Origin of the sequence: Streptantibioticus rubrisoli (assembly GCF_024436055.1) — a bacterium.
GTDB classification, from domain to species: Bacteria; Actinomycetota; Actinomycetes; order Streptomycetales; family Streptomycetaceae; genus Streptantibioticus_A; species Streptantibioticus_A rubrisoli.
Map to the genome: position 1 here is coordinate 293,411 of NZ_JANFNH010000002.1, position 17,914 is coordinate 311,324.

General features: G+C 72.4%; 16 protein-coding genes, 2 pseudogenes and 1 riboswitch. Of the genes and pseudogenes, 8 read left to right on the forward strand and 10 right to left on the reverse strand.

Annotated features, from left to right (window positions below; genetic code table 11):
- Nucleotides 1-155: 155 nt before the first annotated feature.
- A complete protein-coding gene (locus NON19_RS04645; RefSeq protein ID WP_255925294.1) occupies nucleotides 156-407 on the forward strand; it encodes a hypothetical protein in 252 nt (83 codons plus the stop codon).
- 307 nt (nucleotides 408-714) lie between these two features.
- On the opposite strand, the pseudogene NON19_RS04650 reads toward NON19_RS04645, so the two are convergent.
- Nucleotides 715-1,071 (reverse strand): annotated as a pseudogene (locus tag NON19_RS04650) (transglycosylase family protein); the annotation flags it as partial.
- 3 nt (nucleotides 1,072-1,074) lie between these two features.
- Nucleotides 1,075-1,250, reverse strand: a riboswitch (cyclic di-AMP (ydaO/yuaA leader).
- A 294-nt stretch (nucleotides 1,251-1,544) separates the two neighbouring features.
- On the opposite strand from NON19_RS04650, the gene dgt reads away from it, so the two are divergent.
- Both dgt and NON19_RS04660 read left to right on the forward strand, forming a co-directional pair.
- Entirely contained in the window at nucleotides 1,545-2,870 is a 1,326-nt protein-coding gene (gene dgt / locus NON19_RS04655) for a dGTP triphosphohydrolase (RefSeq protein WP_255925296.1), read from the forward strand.
- Nucleotides 2,871-2,915: 45 nt separating this feature from the next.
- Nucleotides 2,916-3,338, forward strand: a complete 423-nt coding sequence (locus tag NON19_RS04660) for a cytochrome P450 (protein WP_255925297.1) — start codon at nucleotides 2,916-2,918, stop codon at nucleotides 3,336-3,338.
- Here NON19_RS04660 and NON19_RS04665 read toward each other — a convergent pair.
- A complete protein-coding gene (locus NON19_RS04665; protein WP_255925298.1) occupies nucleotides 3,298-4,563 on the reverse strand; it encodes a PucR family transcriptional regulator in 1,266 nt (421 codons plus the stop codon). The genes NON19_RS04660 and NON19_RS04665 overlap by 41 nt on opposite strands.
- Nucleotides 4,564-4,741: 178 nt before the next feature.
- Between NON19_RS04665 and NON19_RS04670 the strand changes: the two genes are divergently transcribed.
- Both NON19_RS04670 and NON19_RS04675 read left to right on the forward strand, forming a co-directional pair.
- Nucleotides 4,742-5,503 (forward strand): class I SAM-dependent methyltransferase, encoded by a 762-nt coding sequence (locus tag NON19_RS04670; RefSeq protein ID WP_255925299.1) that lies wholly within the window; start codon nucleotides 4,742-4,744, stop codon nucleotides 5,501-5,503.
- Entirely contained in the window at nucleotides 5,503-5,934 is a 432-nt protein-coding gene (locus NON19_RS04675; protein ID WP_255925300.1) for a hypothetical protein, read from the forward strand. Before NON19_RS04670 ends, NON19_RS04675 begins: the two co-directional genes overlap by 1 nt.
- 4 nt (nucleotides 5,935-5,938) lie before the next feature.
- Here NON19_RS04675 and NON19_RS04680 read toward each other — a convergent pair whose 3' ends face one another.
- The 7 genes from NON19_RS04680 to NON19_RS04710 form a co-directional block, all read right to left on the reverse strand.
- Complete coding sequence (locus NON19_RS04680; protein WP_255925301.1) at nucleotides 5,939-6,316, reverse strand: DUF742 domain-containing protein; 378 nt, start codon at nucleotides 6,314-6,316, stop codon at nucleotides 5,939-5,941.
- Between the two features lie 8 nt (nucleotides 6,317-6,324).
- Nucleotides 6,325-6,732 (reverse strand): roadblock/LC7 domain-containing protein, encoded by a 408-nt coding sequence (locus NON19_RS04685; RefSeq protein WP_255925302.1) that lies wholly within the window; start codon nucleotides 6,730-6,732, stop codon nucleotides 6,325-6,327.
- A complete protein-coding gene (locus tag NON19_RS04690) occupies nucleotides 6,729-8,960 on the reverse strand; it encodes a sensor histidine kinase (protein WP_255925303.1) in 2,232 nt (743 codons plus the stop codon). Before NON19_RS04690 ends, NON19_RS04685 begins: the two co-directional genes overlap by 4 nt.
- Before the next feature lie 150 nt (nucleotides 8,961-9,110).
- Nucleotides 9,111-10,214 (reverse strand): PP2C family protein-serine/threonine phosphatase, encoded by a 1,104-nt coding sequence (locus tag NON19_RS04695; protein ID WP_255925304.1) that lies wholly within the window; start codon nucleotides 10,212-10,214, stop codon nucleotides 9,111-9,113.
- A 7-nt stretch (nucleotides 10,215-10,221) separates the two neighbouring features.
- Nucleotides 10,222-13,419, reverse strand: coding sequence for an LpqB family beta-propeller domain-containing protein (locus NON19_RS04700; RefSeq protein ID WP_255925305.1), 3,198 nt, complete (start codon nucleotides 13,417-13,419; stop codon nucleotides 10,222-10,224).
- 147 nt (nucleotides 13,420-13,566) lie between these two features.
- Complete coding sequence (locus NON19_RS04705) at nucleotides 13,567-13,947, reverse strand: hypothetical protein (RefSeq protein WP_308213649.1); 381 nt, start codon at nucleotides 13,945-13,947, stop codon at nucleotides 13,567-13,569.
- A 128-nt stretch (nucleotides 13,948-14,075) separates the two neighbouring features.
- Nucleotides 14,076-14,612, reverse strand: coding sequence for a DUF4232 domain-containing protein (locus NON19_RS04710; RefSeq protein WP_255925306.1), 537 nt, complete (start codon nucleotides 14,610-14,612; stop codon nucleotides 14,076-14,078).
- A 347-nt stretch (nucleotides 14,613-14,959) separates the two neighbouring features.
- On the opposite strand from NON19_RS04710, the gene NON19_RS04715 reads away from it, so the two are divergent.
- Both NON19_RS04715 and NON19_RS04720 read left to right on the forward strand, forming a co-directional pair.
- The gene (locus NON19_RS04715) at nucleotides 14,960-15,424 is read left to right on the forward strand and encodes an arsenate reductase/protein-tyrosine-phosphatase family protein (RefSeq protein WP_255925307.1); all 465 of its coding nucleotides are present in this window, start codon (nucleotides 14,960-14,962) and stop codon (nucleotides 15,422-15,424) included.
- Nucleotides 15,421-16,287, forward strand: coding sequence for a fructosamine kinase family protein (locus tag NON19_RS04720; RefSeq protein ID WP_255925308.1), 867 nt, complete (start codon nucleotides 15,421-15,423; stop codon nucleotides 16,285-16,287). The genes NON19_RS04715 and NON19_RS04720 overlap by 4 nt, the downstream gene beginning before the upstream one ends.
- Nucleotides 16,288-16,342: 55 nt before the next feature.
- Here NON19_RS04720 and NON19_RS04725 read toward each other — a convergent pair whose 3' ends face one another.
- On the reverse strand, nucleotides 16,343-17,026 hold the full coding sequence (locus NON19_RS04725; protein WP_255925309.1) for a DUF429 domain-containing protein: 684 nt from the start codon (nucleotides 17,024-17,026) through the stop codon (nucleotides 16,343-16,345).
- Nucleotides 17,027-17,486: 460 nt separating this feature from the next.
- Here NON19_RS04725 and NON19_RS04730 point away from each other — a divergent pair.
- Nucleotides 17,487-17,810 (forward strand): annotated as a pseudogene (locus NON19_RS04730) (transglycosylase SLT domain-containing protein); the annotation flags it as partial.
- Between the last annotated feature and the right edge of the window lie 104 nt (nucleotides 17,811-17,914).

Sequence of the window (17,914 nt, forward strand, 5' to 3'; positions counted from 1 at the left end):
GGTGGCCATGCCACCGGACGCGAAGGGAGCGCGATGGCGCGTGGGGGTGGCACCGTGCCGCGCCTTATGGGGCGTTGTGCCGACGCGGTCGCAACCGCGTAATCTGTGCCGTCCGGACGGGCCGTCCGGAGGGACCCAAGCGAGGAGGGACGAAAATGCCCCCGCACCGCGCGGCCGCGCGAGAGCACGCGTCCGGGCCGGATCCCGTGGATCCGGCCCGGTTCGCGACGGAGGAGTTCCGTATCCTCGCGCCGATACGGCCGACCATCTCCAAGGTGAGCTGCCCGCACTGCCCGGGCGCCGCGTTCTTCGACGGCACGTCGGGGTGGGTGTGCATGAAGTGCGGGCCGGTGTTCGGGGCGACGCTGCACGGTCGCGATGCGTCCTCGGGTGAGGACGGGGAGTAGCGCGGCGGCTCTTGGGGGGCGCCGATCGGGGGCGTGGAGGTACTTCTGCGATCCCGCTGCCGGTGGCCTGCTAGGCGCTGCGCTGGATTCGCTGGGAGTGCCGCGATGTGCCGTGGATCGGCTGCGGCGCGGTCGTGGCTGGTCGCGCCCACGCGGCGGAGGCGGAGATGAGCACAGCCCCGCGCCCCTTCGGGGGCTGCCGGACGGCCGCGGTCTTCAGTCGCCGCAGGGGTCAGCCCCACGGCGTGGACCGGCGGGTGAGCGGGGCCGGTGTGGGCCGTGGGGCTGGGGGCTGGGAGGCTTACTTGAGGCCGCCTGCCTTGGCGCACTGCCAGGCGCCGGGGCCCTGCATGGCCAGCAGCTTGTTGGCGACGGTGATCTGCTGGTCCTTGGTGGCGTAGTCGGCGCGCGGGGCGTACTTCAGGCCGCCTGCGGCGGCCCAGCTGGACGGCGAGAACTGCAGGCCGCCGTAGTGGCCGTTGCCGCCGGTGTTGTGGTTGGACCAGTTGCCGCTGGACTCGCACTGGGCAACCCGGTCCCAGGTGGCGGAGGAGGCGGCCGAGGCGGTGGTCGATGCGAGGACCGGCAGGCAGATCGCGGTGGTGGCGACACCGGCGAGTGCGGTGAGCCGGGTGGTCTTGGAGGCGCGGCGCAGCTTGAGCATGGGTGGGTTCCTCACCGACGCCTGCGAGGTCAGCTGTCGGGTTCGGGCCAGTGAGTGCCCGGTCGCGGCCGTGAAGGCGCACGACTTCACCCCGAGCCGGTCCCGGTTCCCCTCAGGTGGGGTGCGGATCCGGCAGCGAACCTTGGGTCCCCCGCTCCTGCCTTCGGCGCTGTTCGCGTCGACTGTTCCCGTCGGTCGGCGGCAGGACTCGGCGTTCCAACCGGCGGGGCCCGCGGAAGCGGGCGATGTCGACAGAAACATGCGCTTCCGGAAGACGGCAAGAGCCCATCAATCGAGCAAAACGGACTATTGGCGATCTTGAAGCTCGCATATCCGCAGGTCGGCGGGGGTAAAGTCCTAAAACTGACCGATTCGTCCACTTTTTTGGAGAGAGGTACATCACATCCCGGGCCGTCCCGGTCGCAGACCACCGCCCCGCCGTCCGCCCAGCTCGCAGCGCGTACCATCGCCGCATGCGACCGGCCAAATACCGCGACGAGGACCTGGAACAGCACGCACTGCGCCGCAGGGTGTCCGACGACGGGCAGCGTTCGGGGTTCGAGCACGACGTCGACCGGATCCTCTACTCCATCCAGTGGCGGGCACTGGCGGGCAAGAGCCAGGTCGTGGCGAGCGGCGAACTCGGCGCGTACCACACCCGGTTGACACACTCCATGAAGGTCGCCCAGCTCGGCCGCCGCATGGCCGAACGCCTCGAACGCCGCTACGGCGGCCCCAACCCGGCGCTCGTGGAAGCCGCCTGCATGGCACACGACATCGGCCATCCGCCCTTCGGGCACGCGGGCGAGACGGCGTTGCGCGCCACCATGGACGAGTTGCGGGACGCCGACCGCGCGCTCGACAGCTTCGAGGGCAACGCCCAGACGCTGCGCGTACTGACCTTCCTGGCCGCCCACAAGTACCCGGGCCACCGCGGACTGCACCTCACCCGGGCCTGCCTCGACGCGTCCACCAAGTACCCGTGGGAACGCGCCCCGTTGGCCGTGGACCCGGCCCGGCACGCCAAGTGGGGTGTGTACGTGGCGGATCGGGAGGCGTTCGCCTGGGTGCGGGCGGGCCGGACCGGAACCGAGGTGCCGGTCGAGGAGCAGGTGATGGACTGGGCCGACGACGTCACGTACGCCTGCCACGACGTGGAGGACTTCTACCGCACCGGCCTGATCCCGCTGGCGGCCCTGTTCCCGCCCGACGGACGCGCGGGCGGCGACACCGAGCGCGAGACCGCGCGCTTCCTGGACTACGTGGCGGCCAAGCGGGCCCGCACCCAGCAGCCGTTCGACCGCGCCGAGGCCCGGCAGTTGATGGCGGACATCGGCAAACGGCTCCAGGTCCCGGCGCCCTACAGCGGCAGCCATGAGGACGCCGTCGCGGTCAACCGGCGCACCGCCGACCTGATCGCCTACTTCACCCGGGACATCCACCTCGAAGTCGGCGACGCGGCCGCCATCCGCTACGGCGCGCGCCTGGTCATCCCCCAAGAGCGCCGCGCGGCCTGCGACCTGCTCAAGGAGCTGGTGTGGTGCTACGTGATCGACCGCCCCGCGCTCGCCACACAGCAGCACGGAAAGCGGCGCATCGTCAGCGAGTTGCTGCGGTGGAGCCATCAAGCCCCCGAACTGCTGCCGCCCGAGCGCGCCCAGGAACTGGAGCTGCACGGTGACCCACTGCGGGCCGCGGCCGACCATGTCGCCTCGCTCACCGAGGACCAGGCCATCGCCCTGCACCAGCGCCTGTCCGGCGTCGGCCTCGGCTCCATGAACGACAACATGTGGCTGTGACCGGGAAAGGACCGCCTCGCCGGTCGGCTTTTCTTGATCCCGCCTGTGCGCGGATCCAGGCTGCTGGCGTCCGTGCGGCGAAGGACGCTGACGCGCGACATCGACCCCGGACCCGGCACCGTGCCCAGCGAGTTCCGGTGCAGGTTCGGGGCTGTCGTCGGCCCGCGTGCGGAGTGGGCGAGAGGCGCCCTGGTCGGGGAGAACGGCCCGCACCGCAGCGAGGCCCCGCGCAACGGCCTGCCCGGCGCCGCAGTCGGCCGCACACCGGGCGACCACCTCGCCTTCGGCCACGGTCCGCGCTTCTGCCTCGGCGCCCAACCGGCCCGGTTGCGGATGCGGGAGATGGTCGCCGCCGTCCTGGACCGGCTCGGCGAGGTCCAACTGCCCGGAGAACCACGGCGGTCGCGCTCCGACCTGGAAAACGGCCTCAGGCACCTGCCGATCCGCTGGCGGCCGCTGGGCCGTTGACGGTGCGCGCGCCGCGCAGCAGCAGGGCGGCCAGCGCCAGTGCCGTGCCGCGCGGTGCGGACAGGTCGAGGCCGGTGAGCTCGGCGATCCGGGCCAGCCGGTTGTCCACCGTGTTGGGGTGCAGACCCAGTTGGCGCGCGGTGCCGCGGCGGTCGCGCTGGCTCTCCAGATAGGTGCCCAACGTCGCGAGCAGTTCCGGCCGGTCGGCTATCGGGTCCAGCAGTGCGGCGATCGGCCCGCTGCTCTCGCTGTTCCGGGACAGATGGAACTCCAGCAGCACATCGTCCAACCGGTGCAGCCCCGGCGGCCGTCCACAGGCCCGGGCCACCCGGATCACCTCGGCCGCGGTACGGGCGGCCTCGGCGAAGTCCACCGCAGTCGCGGCGGGCACGGCGGCCAGCCGCACCTCGACCCCGCAGTCCCTGCGCAGCAGTTCCACGAGACCCTCGGGGACCTCCGGCGCCCCCTGGCCGTCCCGCCCCGGCACGACCGCGTGCCCGCCGTCGTCGGTGAGGACGGTGAGCACCTCGCCACCGAAACCGCCCTCCAGCGCCGTGCGCAGCCGGCGTCTGCGCCGCCGCTCGGCCATCACCCGCCCGGTGGCCGACGCCGCCGACTCGACCCGCAGGCACAGCACAAGGCCGCCGTGCTCGACCCCCAGCGCCCGCACCGCCTCGTCGTCCGCCGCCCGGGTGCCGTCGAGCAGTCCGCGCAGCACCGAGCGGCGCCGCTCGTAGCGCTCGGCGTCCAGCGCCGCCCGCTCGTCAAGGTAGGTTTCGGCGACCGCGCCCATGATGCCCTCCTGGGTGCGCAGCAGCAGTCCGGCCAGCTCGCTCAGCGCGGCCTCCTCGCCGGGCCCGGCGCTGTCGTGCAGCGCCTGCCACAGCACGTACACACCGAGGGCGTGGCTGCGCAGCAACTGCCGTAGCGGTACGCCCTGCTCGGCGCGTTGGGCGGCGCGCTCGCGGAACATCCGGTAGTCGTCGGCGCGGCAGACCGGGTCGAGGGGCCGACGGGCGAACAGCCGCAGACCGTATCGGGCGGTGGCGGCGATCTCGGCGTCCTCAGCGTCCTCAGGGGCGTTTGATGCCCGCTCGGCGCGGTCCCGTGAGATCCGCCGGGCCAGCTCGTCTATCCGGGGCTCGCAACGGGCCGCGAGGGCACGGGCGTTGCGGGACACCTCGTACCGGCCCGGCGAACGGGTCGTTCGCGGACGTGCGGTCATCGCGGTCCTCCGAGCACTCGAATGTCGCCTCCCGGGCTGTGACGCATCACAGTATGAACGGCTACCGGCTCCGTAACCTGGTGGGGCCGTCGGCGTTCTCACAGTGGCTGCCTCATGCAATGACCTCGCGGTCGAGGCAGTGGTGCCGCGAGGACCCGCCGGTCGAAAGGCTGCCGCAGTGCTGCGCATCTCAGCCACGCCCCCGATGCCGGTCCGCGTCCTCGACCCCGCGGGCGCGGACTACCACCGTGCCTTGACGACGTTCCTGGCCAGCACCGACCAGGGGCAGGTCGCCGTGGAGCAGTTGGCCGCCGTGATCCGGCGGTTGCCGCACCGCGGGCTGTTCGTGGACGCGGGCGCGGGCGACGGCGCCACCACCAGCCGCCTCGCCCGGCACTTCCAGCGGACGGTCGCCATCGAGCCCCACGCCCTGCTGCGCGAGGCGTGCCCGCAGGCCGAACTGCTGCCCGGCGCCATCGCCGCCGTGCGCCCCGACGAGCCCGCCGACCTGGTGCTGTGCTCGCACGTGCTGTACCAGGTACCGCGCCGTTCCTGGGCGGAAACGGTTCGCCGGATGCTCGGCTGGCTGGCGGAGGAGGGTGAACTCGTCGTGGTGCTGCGGAACCCGGACAGTGACTGCCAGCGTTTGGTGCGCCACTTCACCGGCGTACACCTCGATCTCACCGAGCTGCGCGATGAGTTGGCGCACGACGGCGTCGAGGCGCGCATCGAGACGCTCACCTCCCACGTCCACACCGACACCATGGCGGACGCGGTCACCGTCGCCGAGTTCCTGCTCAACACCGCACCGCTGAAGGAACTGGGCGCGCCCGACCGCAGGGACCTGGAGGTGTACCTGCGACGGGCGTTCGCCGACTACTCGGGAGGTTTCACGTTGACATCCACCCAGGACTTCCTCCACGTCCGGCGGGCACGCTGATGTTCCGCCCTGGAACACCGGCCCGGCTGCTGCTCGTTGGCGTCCTCCCCGGGCTGCTGTGCGGCTGTATGGCGATGCCCTCGCATGCGCGGTCCACCGATGCCGCGCAGCGGTTCGGCCCGTCGGCCACACCGGGGACGCGGCGGTCGCCAAGCGCGTTGCCGTTGGTGACGATCACCGCGCCCGCCGCGCCGTCCGCCGGTCGGCCCGCCCCGGTCCAGCGACCGGACGCTCCCGACGATCCGCCCGTGGCACCCGTCAGGCCCCAGAGCCCCCGGCAGCCCGCGGCGCATCGCGCGCGGCAGAACCGCGCGCCGGTGCGGGCCCGGCCGCCGGTGGACATCGCAGCCGGGCTGTGCGAGCAGGCGGAGTGGTCCGGCCAGCTTCCGTCCGGACTCGGGGCGTCCTGCCGCCAGATGCTCGGCCGCTGAGGACTCACAGCGCGCGCAGCCGGTCGATCACCTCCCGCAGCAGTTCGGGATCCGGCTGGTCCGCGGCGGCGCGGGCCGGGGCGATGGTGACCAGCTCGGCGTCCAGCAGATCACCGAGCAGTACCCGCAGCGCGCCGACCGGCAGATCGGCGTCGGCGGCGAGTTCGGCGACCGGGCGGGCGGCGTCCCCGAGCAGTTCGAGCAGCGCGGCGCGGGCGTGGTCCAGGCCGGTCGGCGGCGGCCCCTCGGACACTGCGGCGACCACCGACATCAGGTCGAAGGCATGCTGACGGACCGGCCGGGTCCGCCCCCGGGTCACAGTGTACGGGCGGACCAGCGGCCCCGACTCGTCCTCGTACCAGTGGCCGTCGGCGTCGTTCATACCGGCCGTCACCCGGCGGCGTCTGATCTCGGCGGGGTGCCGAGATGCCGTCCGGCGCGCTTGACCAACAGCGACATCTCGTAGCCGAGTTGGCCGACATCGGTCCCCGCGTCGCACAGCACGGCCAGACAACTGCCCGCTCCCGCCGGGGTGACGAAGAGGTAGGCGTCCTCCAGCATGACCATGGTCTGCCGCATCCCACCCGCGCGGAACTGCTCACCAACCGCCTTGGCCAGGCTGTTGAAGCCGGAGCACAGCGCCGCCAGATGCTCGATGTCCGCCCGCGCCAGGCCCTGCGACGACGCGGTGGGCAGCCCGTCGGAGGAGAGCAGTACGGCCTGCCGCACCTCGCTGGTGCGGGCCACCAGGTCCTCCAGCAGCCAGTCGAGACCGCGGTTGTGGTCGGTCGCGGTCATCGGGCGTTCCCTTCCTCGGTTTCGGTGGCGTCGGGTGCCGCGCGACCCGGCGGTTCGTCGGTGCCAGCCGCTCGGCCCCTGGCGAGTCCACGCTGGAACGAGCCGAAGATCGCGCCGAGTTGCTCGGGGCTGACCTCATCGCCGGTGTCCACCGCGGCCGTTGGCGGCTGGCCGCTCAACTGCGCGGTGAGGCTGGCCTGGCGGACCCGACGGGGGAGGCCGGAGGAGGACTGCGCGGCGGTGACGGGAGCCTGGGCCGCTGGGGCGGTGGCGGGGACCTGGCGGTCACGGGCGGGCAAGGCCGCCGCGGAGGCGGCCGCTGCGCCGCCGCCCTGCTCAGGCTCGGCGAGAACGGCCGTGGGCAGCAGTACCACGGCCGTGCAGCCGCCGTACGGCGAGCGGCACAGCGTCACCTCGATGCCGTGCCGTCGCGCCAGCCGACTGACCACGAACAGTCCCAGCCGCTCGGTCTGGGCGAGATCGAAGTCCTGCGTTCCGCTCAACGTGCGGTTCGCCTCGGCGAGTTCCTCCGCCTCCATGCCCAGGCCGCAGTCGTCGATCTCCAGCACGAAGCCGTGTGCGGCGTGGCTGGCCCGCATGGTGACCTCGGTGTGCGGGGGCGAGAACGAGGTGGCGTTCTCCACGAGTTCGGCCACCAGGTGGATGACGTCCGCCACCGCCTCGGCGGCGATGCCGACCTTGGCCATCGGCGGCACCACGACCCGCTCGTACTCCTCGACCTCGCCGACCGCCGCGCCGACCACCTCCACCACCGGGACCGGTTTGCGCCACATCCGGCCGGGCGCCGCGCCGGAGAGGATGATCAGGCCCTCCGCGTGGCGCCGCATCCGGGTGGTGAGATGGTCGACGCGGAACAGGTCCGCCAGCTCGTCGGGGTCGGTGGTGCGCCGTTCCATGGCGTCGACCAGCTTCAACTGCCGGTGTACCAGGGCCTGGCTGCGCCGGGCGATGTTCAGGAACACCGCGGAGACCCCGCGGCGCATCCGGGCCTGCTCGACCGCCGCCTCGATCGCCGCCCGGCGCGCCTCGTTGAACGCCCGCCCGACCTGGCCGATCTCGTCCCGGCCGAAGGACAGCTCGGGCGCCTCGGCCATGGCGTCGACCGGCTCACCGGTGCCCAGGCGGCGCACCACGTCCGGCAGTTGGCGGGACGCCAGCCGGTCGGCGGCGTCCCGCAGGCTCACCAGACGGCCGGAGATCCGGCGGCCGGTGCGCACGGAGAACCACACCGAGCCCCCCACGGCCAGCAGCCCGACCCCACCGGCGATCCCGGCCCGTACCAACTGGCTCTCGGCGAAACTCCGGCCGTGGGCCGCCGAGTTACGGGCGGCGTCGGAGCAGGTGAGCATGTAGCCGTGCACCGCGTCGTCCATGGTCGCCCGCCAACCGGCCACGCGTGGCAGCCCGTGCGGGCCACCGCGCAGCACCGCGTCCTCGGCGCCGACCAGCGCGGTGTACGCGCGGCTGCGCGCGAAACCCTCGAACAACGCCTGGGAGTCGGAGGGCAGCGCCGCCACATAGGTCTGGAAGAACACCCGGCGGGCCGCCACGGTGTCCGCGAAGGCACGGTACTGGTCGGCGGTGAAACCGCCTGCGGCGCGGGCCGCCGTGCCCATCGCGTCCTCGCGGGAGACGAACTCGCGGTCCCGTACGAGTTCGATGACCGTCTGCGCCTCCCGGGCCAACTGCCCGGCCTGTAGCGCGGTGAGCGCGGACTCCACCTGGAAGGACGGCTCGACCATCGCGGTGTACGCGTCGATCGCCTGGCTCCAGGACAGTTGGCGGGCGGCGACCCGGCGGCGCAGCGGGTCGAGCTGGTCGGTGGCCCGCAGCATGTCCGCCAGCCGGTCGCGCTGCGCGACGGTGAGGTCGCCCCGTCTGCCGGGATCGGTGATGGCGGTGCGCATGGCGCGTACGGCTTCGTCGGTGGCGTGCTGCTGGGCGGTGAGCGCGGCCAGGGTCCCTCCGGCGCCGCGGGACGCCAGGTACTCGGCGGCGTCCCGGCGCTCGATCTGTATCTGGCCGGTGGCGGTGTCCACCGGGGTGCCGAAGTGGTCGTAGACGCCCTCCAGCCGGATCAGGGCGCGCAGGTCGCTGGTCATGGACAGCATCGCGAAGGACCACAGCCCCATCAGGCTGATGACCGGAACCAGGGCCAGACCGATCATCCTCGTGCGAATCGTGGGACCGCCGAGGCGCAGTCGCATGGTCATTCCTCTGGGACGCTGAGTTGCACATGGCCGGGCAGTTGCCCGCCGAGGCCCCGAACGCGCTGGCCCGAGACTCGACCGGCAGAACCGTACCGGGCGGCAGGCCGGAAATTGCCCGTCGTTGACCGAAACTTTGTGCCGATCAGGTCACATGCCAACGCTTTCTGACGTCCGGGTACGGCTGAGGGCGAGCACCGCCATGTCGTCGGCGTGCCGCTCGCCGGTCCACGCGTCGACGTCCCGTACCAGCACGTCGATGGTCCGCCGTGGCTCCTCGAACGGGCCGAGACCGGCCAGGCGCAGCGCCGGGTCGTAGAAGCTCCCGGCCCGGTCCCGGGCCTCGGTCACCCCGTCGGTGACCAGCAGCAGCGTCGCATCGGCCGGGAAGGGGAAGGTGTCCGCGGCCGATCGACGCGCGTCCAACGCGCCCATGCGCAGCGGGAGATCGGGTTCGGTCGCCTCCAACGTGCGTACCGCGCCGTCCTCGTGCAGCAGGTACGGAGAGGGATGGCCGCGGTTGAGCAGCCGTACCGCGCCGCCTTCCAGGTCGAGTTCGCCGACCAGCGCGGTGGCGAAGCCCTCCACCCGCTCCTCCCCCTCGTGCCGCCGCGCCTCCCTGAGCAGGGCGTGCTCCAGCCGCCCGGCCAGCTCCACCAGGTCGGCCGCCTGCTCGGCGGCCTCCCGGAACGCGCCCAGCAGCACCGAGACGGCGCGCACCGCCTCCAGGCCCTTGCCGCGCACGTCCGCGATCAACAGCCGGATCCCGTACGGCGTTTCCTCCACGGCGTAGGCGTCGCCGCCGATCCGGGCCTCGCTCTGCGCCGCCCGGTACCGAGCGGCCACCGACAACGGCCCGAGCCGGGACGGCGGATCGGGCAGCAGCGCGCGCTGGGCGGCCTCGGCCACCGTGCTCACCACCGCAAGTCGTTGCCCGTAGCGGGAGATCATTCGGTTCACCTCAAGGCCGACCAGGGCCCCGATGATGACGTTCCCGGCCTCCACCCCACCGTGCAGCGGACCGAACGTGCCCTGCCGGAAGGTCCACCACAAGATGGCCACCACCATGGCCGCCGCCACCGCCACCGTGCGCCGCAGCGGAAGCGTGGCCCCAGCCGCCACACACGCCACCGCCACCAGCGGCCCGCCCGAGTACTGGATCGGCGTCACCAGGTCGAAGACGACCCCCACGCCGATCAGTGCGGTGGGCGCCCACCGCACCAGGCCCAGCCATGTGTCGACGGTGGGGTCCATCAGCCGCTCAGAGCACGGTCGGGTCGGTGGCGTCAGACGGTGCGCAGCAGGCCTCGCGGCGCAGTTGGGTGCTGACCGCCAGCCAGGCCGACTCGTCCACGCGGTGCGGCTCGGAGTGGTCCGCGTTGTGGTCCGCGCTGAACGCGTTCACCAGGTCCGCCTGCCGGTGCACCACACCGTCGCGCAACACCATGGTGGTGCGTACCAGATGGGCGAAGTCCTGGAACGGGTTGCCGTCGATCACCGTCAGGTCGGCGAGCTTGCCCGGCTCCACCGTGCCGAGGTCGTCGCTGACCCCGAACATCCGCGCGGGGGCCGCGGTGGCGGTGCGCAGCGTCTGCGCCACGGTCAGCCCGCCGAAGCGGTGCAGCGCGCGCAGCGCCAGGTGCAGATGGATCCCGTACGGGACGAGCCCGGCGTCGGTGCCGACCGCGAGGTTGGCGTGCTCGGCGACGAGCCGTTGATAGATCTCCATCTCCCGCCGCAGCGCGATCAGTTGGTCGTCGTGGGGCGGTTTGTCGGCGGTGTTGCGGACCAACGCCGCGTCCCAGCGTGGCATCAGCGTGCTCACCCGCGGGTCGTCGGCCAGGTACGGGTCGGCGCCGAGCAGCGGGGACGCGGTGAACGGGGTGACGATGATATGGAACTCGGCGTCCCGGTAGACCTCGTCGATGTCCTGGTAGCAGCGCCGGGTGGGGGAGAGCGCGTGCCCGTACTCCAGCCGCTGGGTGGCGTGCAGATGGGTGGTGAGGTCGTGGCCGAGCCCCAGCCCGGGTGAGCACAGGTGGCCGCCGGTGCGCACGCCCAGGACCTCGTGGGCGGTACGGGCCGCCTCCGCCATGATCCAGGCGGACGCCCTGACGTACGTCTTGACGAAGTCGTAGTCCAGCGCGACGGCACGTTGCAGACTGCGCCGCACCCCGTCGGCGGTGCGGTGCGCCCGGTCGTGGTTGGACGCCACCCGGCTGCCGTCGATCAACTCGCCGGTGGCGAACTGGCGCGGCCCGTTCATCGTACCGGCCGCCACCGACTCGCGCACCCGCACCGACTCGTAGGCCAGGCCGCCCATGAAGACGCAACTGGTGATGCCGTAGGCGAGCATCAGATGGTTCTGCCGCCCCCCGTAGCAGAACTGCCACGGGTGGATGTGGGCGTCCCACAGTCCGGGGATCACGGTGCTGTCGGAGGCGTCGACGTGGTGTTCCCCGCGGCCTGCGGCGCCCCGGCGGTGGGGTTCGATCGCGCTGATCCGGTTGCCGGTGATGACGATGTCCATGTCCTTGCGGACGCGCTCGCCGGTGCCGTCCCACAACCGTCCGGCGTGCACCCGGGTCACCAGGGTGCGTGGCGGCAGTCGTCGACCCCACTGCAGTGGAACGGGAACGGTGCGCCGCCCGGTGCCGTCCCGGCGGATCAGCCGCAGCTTGCCGTTGGACAGGTACAGCAGCGTCTTGGAGTCGCCCGCCCAGGAGGGGTGGTCGGCAGGCTCGTCGGTCAGCCGCCTCGGCGGGCCGCTGGGCTCGCCGTTCGACCTGACGGGCACCACCCACAGCGCGGACTCCATGATGACCGCCATCCAGGCGCCGTCCGGTGACCAGACCGGTCCGCTGTCACCGCGGTCGGACAGCGAGGAGTGCGGCAGCGGCAGATGCGAAGTGCAGTCGCCGGTACGGGTGTCGAGGACACGGATGTGGTTGTAGCCCTCGCGGAAGCGGTAGTTGAGCCGGTTGCGGTCGCAGAACGCGAGGTACCGCCCGTCCGGGGACCAACTGGGCCGCCCGGGCAGGCCGCCGCCGTGCAGCGAGGAGGCCAGGGCGCGCTCGACGCCGCTGCGCAGGTCGCGGACGATGAGCTTGCCGGTGACGTCCTGGCAGGCCAGCTGGGTGCCGTCGGGGGAGAGCGCGGGGTTGAGCCGTCCGCCGGTGGCCAGCACGGAGTCGCTCCGGTCGGCCAGCGATCTGCGGTGCACGGCGAAGTGCCCGTCGCCGTCGTACGCGTACAGGACGCTGCCGCCGTCCCTGGACCAGGACGGCATCTGCAGATAGCGGGACGGCTCGGCCTGGGCGAGCTTGCGGGGGCGCCCGCCGATCGGCATCAGCCACAGGGCGTTGAGCGCCACGAAGACCACCGACCGCCCGTCCGGGGACAGCGCCGGTAGGTGGATGCCGCGCACCGGGGACAAGGCGGTGGAGTCGAAGTCGTACCGCTTGGGGCGGTAGCGCGGTCGGGGCACGTCCAGGCGCGCGGTGAACGGGATCTCCTCGGCGGTGTCGGACCGCGATCCGGTGGAGCGCACCTTGACCCGGCCGTCGGCCACGTAGAACAACTCGCCGTCGGCCGACCAGCAGGCGGGCTGCGGGGAGACGTCCTCACCGTCGCTGACCGTGAGGCCGTCCACCTTCAGCGTCGAGGTGCGCGAACCGGTGGGCAGCGGACCGGGGTCGAGGTAGGCGTACGCGACCCGGCCGTCGGCGGACACCGCAGGGCCGCAGACCGCGCCGTCGCGGACCCTGTGCACCACGGTGACCTTGCCGCCACCGGCGGGCACCGAGGCGATGATCCGGCCGTTCTCCTTGGTGCCGCCGTTCGAGTGCTCGGCGCGCACGAAGACCACCTTGCTGCCGTCGGGGTGCCAGGCCGGGTCGTAGTCCTCGTGCGATCCGTGGGTGAGCCGGTGGAGTTCACCGGTGTCCGCGTCGACCAACCAGATGCTGTACGAGCTGCCGACGACGTCGTCTCCGCCGCGCTCCGAGGAGAACGCGATCCACCGGCTGTCCGGCGACCAGGACACCCCCCGGTCGTCCCAGGGCCCGTCGGTGAGCTGGCGCAGCCCGGAGCCGTCCGGCGCCATGGTCCACACATGGAAGCCGCCGCCCCGGTAGGCGCAGAACGCGATCCGCGACCCGTCCGGCGACCACGCCGGACGGGTGGGCTCCAGGTCGACCGGCGTCAGCGGCTTCGCCGTACCGCCCTGCCGGGGCAGCGACCACAGCACCCCCTGGACCTCGAGTACCAGTTGCTCCCCGTCGGGGGAGACGGTCACGCAGGCGTTGGTGCCGCCGGTGAAGGTGACCGTCCTGGTGGTGGCCGTCCCCGGTGCCGCCTCGGGGGCGGCGGCCGTCGTCGGGGCGAGAGCGGCGACGCCCGCTCCGGTACTCGTCAGGGCTGCCGCTCTTACGAAACCTCGTCGGGTCAGGTGGTCCACAAGGGTTCCTTCCGATGTCCCGGTAACAGGCGTTGGCGGCGGTCCACATGACGTATGAAACTGGACGGAAAACCCGATCCCTCCGTTTGAGGACGTGTCAGACGGCACAGACAGCCCGAAAGCAGTAGGCGACCCCTCCAACCCCGGTCAGCAGTGCGAATCGCCGATCCGGTGTGCGGGCCACCCGGCCGGTTGGAAGGCCAGCACCGTGTTGTGGCCGCCGAAACCGCGGGAGTTGCTCAGCGCCAGCCCGATCCGCTGCGCGCTGGCGGTGTCCACCACCAGGTCGAGCACGCCGGTGCCCGGCTCGGCGCGGCTGAAGTTGGCGATGGGCGGGGCGACTTGGTGCTCCACCGTCAACACGGTCAACGCCGCCTCGATCGCCCCGGCCGCGCCCATGGTGTGCCCCAGGACGCACTTGCGGACAGCAGGGCACGCAGGCGCTCGTTGGGCTGGCGGCGTGGCGGCATCGGGTCTTCCCGGCGGGGCGGAGGCGGCGACACCAGTCGAGCGGCCTGGCCGGTCCATTACGGAGCGCCTTCGAGGGGGCACTTGTGGTGAGCGGCGCGCGTCGCGGCCCCGACCGCCCAGCGGGCACCCGGCCCCGCCGGGCGACCGGTGGGGCCGGGCGACCGGTGGGGCCGGGGCGGGCGCCGCTACGCGACGTGGATAGAGCGCGTGAAGGCCGTCACCGACAAGTCACCGTTGGTGACGGTGTAGTTGAACGGAATGGTCAGATGGCTGCGGGCGGCGGGCGGCGTCACCTCCAGATAACTGGCGTGCGCCATGCGCGGGGCGCTGGCGTCCGACCACGCAAGGTCGGCCTCGGCGCTCTGGCCGGGGCGCAGCACGATCGTCCTGGTGCCGGGGTCGGGCACGAAGTAGGTGGCGCCCCGGTGGGTGCGGGTGGGTACCGGCTCGTGGCGGGCGTTCTCCAGGCCCAGCCCCGGGTACCCGCGCAGCGCGCAGGTGCGGCCCGAGGTGTTCTTCAGCACCAGCACCTTTCCCACGTGCGACATACCGACCTGGCTGCCCCGGTCGACGAGCGAGGCGCGCAGGCCGGAGGTGGTGCAGGTGGCGGTGCGCGCGGGCGGCGCCGCGGAGGCGACGCCGCAGGTGGCCAGGACGGTCCCGGCGGCGAGTGCGATCCCCGCGGTGACCGCGGCCGTCTTGCGAGCGCTGTTCCGCGTCATCGGATGGCTCCTTACGGTGTGTTTCGGGTACGGTCGCCGAAGGGGCACCGGGCGCGCGATGCGCCCTGCGGTGCGCGGGCGGCCTCGTCCGTCACTTTGCGGATGGATCTCGCGGCTGCGACACATGCTGGTAACCGCTGCTCGCCATTGTTCCGGACCGCGCTGAAACGGCGTCAAGCAACGTACTGGCCAAGGCGGTTACCCACGTCCGGTGCGCGGCGGGCTTGGCGTACGGTGCACGGACCGTCTCCGTACCGCCCGCTGGGTGGTACCGCGTCTTCGATGGTAGGACGTCCGGCCCGGATCGGCGCCCGCAGCGCGAAGGACCAGCCCGTATCCTTTCCGACGTGCACATTTGCTTCGTATGCACCGGGAACATCTGCCGCTCGCCGTCCGCCGCGCTGGTCTTCGCCGAGCACCTGCGCCGGGCGGGGCTGGCCGACGCCGTGCGGATCAGCAGCGCGGGCACCGGTCCCTGGCACGCCGGTGAGCCGATCGACGCGCGGGCCGGTGCGGCGCTGGCCCGGCGCGGCTATGCCGTCGACCATGTGGCGGCGCAGATCAGCGAGGAGCAGTTGGCCGCCGATCTGCTGCTGGCGCTGGACACCGGGCATGAGAAGGCGCTGCGGCGACTTGTCGACAAGCCGGAGCGGGTGCGGCTGTTGCGCTGCTTCGACCCGGCCGCCGGTGCGGAGTTGGACGTGCCCGACCCGTACTACGGCGGCCCCGAGGGATTCGACGAGGTGCTGGACATGATCGAGGCGGCGATGCCCGGACTGCTCGCCTGGGTGCGCGACCGACTCGGCGCATGACCGGCCGCCGCCCCGCCGAGCGGCCGGAGGCGGCCGCGGCCCGGCTGACCGGCTGCCGTACCGCCGTGCTGCGCCGCCAGTTCGGCGCGATGGCCGAGGTCGTGCTGGACGGCGGGGACATCGTCGTGGTCAAGCCCGGCAACGGACCGGAGGCGATCCGCGCGGAGGCGGCCGGACTGCGCTGGCTGGCCGAGGCGGGCGCGGTCCGGGTACCGGCGGTGCGCGGCCACGACGAGGACTGGCTGGTCCTCGACCGCGTCGAGGCCGGGCAACCGACCCCGGCGGCCGCCGAACGGCTGGGCCGCGAACTGGCCGCCCTGCACGACCGCGGTGCGCCCGCGTTCGGGGCGCCACCGCCCGCGGGCCCGGCGGACGCCTGGATCGGCCTGGCGCCGATGGCCAACGTCCCCGGCTCAAGCTGGCCGCAGTGGTACGCCGAGTGGCGTGTGCTGCCGTATCTGCGGCGGGCCGTGGACGACGGGATCCTCGACCGTGCGGATGCCGCCCTCGTGGAGCGGGTCTGCCGACGACTGCCCGAACTGGCCGGACCCGACGAACCCCCGGCGCGGCTGCACGGCGACCTGTGGAACGGCAATGTGCTGTGGGGGAGCGACCAGAGCGCCTGGTTGATCGACCCGGCGGCGCACGGCGGCCATCGGGAGACCGACCTCGCCATGCTCCAGCTCTTCGGCTGCCCGCACCTCGACCGGGTGCTCGCCGGTTACCAGCAGGTGCGCCCGCTCGCCGACGACTGGACCGATCGGATCGGCCTGCACCAGCTCTTTCCGCTGCTGGTGCACACCGTGCTGTTCGGCGGCGGCTACGCCGGGCAGGCGCTGGCGGTGGCGCGGCGCCTGGGCTGAGGCGTTCTGCGGCTCTTGGCCGGTCGCGGTGGGGTTCGCGGCCGCCGGACGGGCCTCAGTACCAGATGGCCACCGGCAGGCCGCTGGCCGTGCGTTCGGGCGGGGCGGGCAGCGATACGGCGGTGCGGTCGCTGATGCGGGCGGCGCTCCACGCCGCCGCGCAGGCGTCCAGCACGTCATCGGGGGGTACGGCGCCCGCCTCCCCGTCGAAGTGCCCCGGCAGCGCGATGCCATGGGCGTCCAGCAGGCGCCGCCTGGCCATCTGGCCGTTCCAGCTACGTTTGCTCCAGGCGACCGGCTGGCCGTCGTTCATGGCGGCGAAGGAGATCTCCGGGTGCACCTCGTACAGCCGTCGATCGCCTTGCTCCCGGCGGGAGTTGGCCTCGCGGAGCTTGACCTTCAGCGCCCAGCTCTGGCGGCTCAGTCCGGCGCCGGTGAGTTCCCGGCAGCGCAGGTTCGCGGTGGCGTAGTCGGCCTCGTCCCAGACCGGGCGCGGCGCCACCCGGAAGACCCGGGCACGCTGCCGCCCGAGCCGGGCGGCCGCCAGCAGATCGGCGCGCCGCCAGGCCGCCGCCTCCAGCAGCCCCAACGGCATGTCGATCCCGACCACCGTCGCCTCCGGCACCCCGGCGAGCAAGGCGGCCAAGTCGCCTGCGGCGCAGGCCCGTTGGAACGCACCGTCCCGCAGTTCGACACCGACCCAGCCGGACGCGCAGGCATCCACCCCTAGCACCGTCATGACAGCAATCCTGGCAGCGCGCCGGGCGCCGGGCCTGCCCATGGCCCGGATATTCGCCGGATGTGAACCACGCGATATGGCCTGCATCACAATTTCGGGGCCGCGGTGTGACCTTCGCGATATGGCGCAGGTCACTACGAGGGGCAATAGTGTGTGAAAAGGGACTTTAGTCCCGTACTCCGCTTGATAGGGCGCTAGTCGGCCTAAAACCGGCATACGACCATTCATAGTAGCAAACCACCATTGACGCGGATTTCCGCGGCATTAACACTTCCGGTACCCGCTGGGCATTCCCGGGTCTCCGAATCGTTGAGGTGGTCCTCGCATGCAGTTCTCCGTGATGTCGAAGTTCGGCCGACTGGCCAAGGCCGCGAAGTACTCCGTTGGCGCCACGGTCGCCGGTGTCGCCGTCACCGCCGGTGCGCTCGCCGCCGCTCCGGGCGCGTCCGCCGCCCCGGCCTACCAGAACAACCTCAACGGCTGGATCAACCAGGCGCTGACGATCATGCACTCCCAGGGCATCCCGGGCAGCTACAACGGCATCTACCGCAACGTGATGCGCGAGTCCTCCGGCAACCCGAACGCCATCAACAACTGGGACTCCAACGCGGCGATGGGCATCCCCTCCAAGGGGCTGCTCCAGGTCATCGACCCGACGTTCAAGGCGTACCACGTCCAGGGCACGTCCTGGAACATCTACGACCCGGTCGCGAACATCACCGCCGCCGCCAACTACGCGGCGCACCGCTACGGTTCGATCGACAACGTCAACTCCGCCTACTGACCGGTCCGTTCCGCCCGAGCGGGACCACCGAAGCGCCCTGCGTGCGAGGACAGCGCCGTCCTCGCGTGCAGGGCGCTTTCGTATGTCCGCCACTGTTCGGGCGG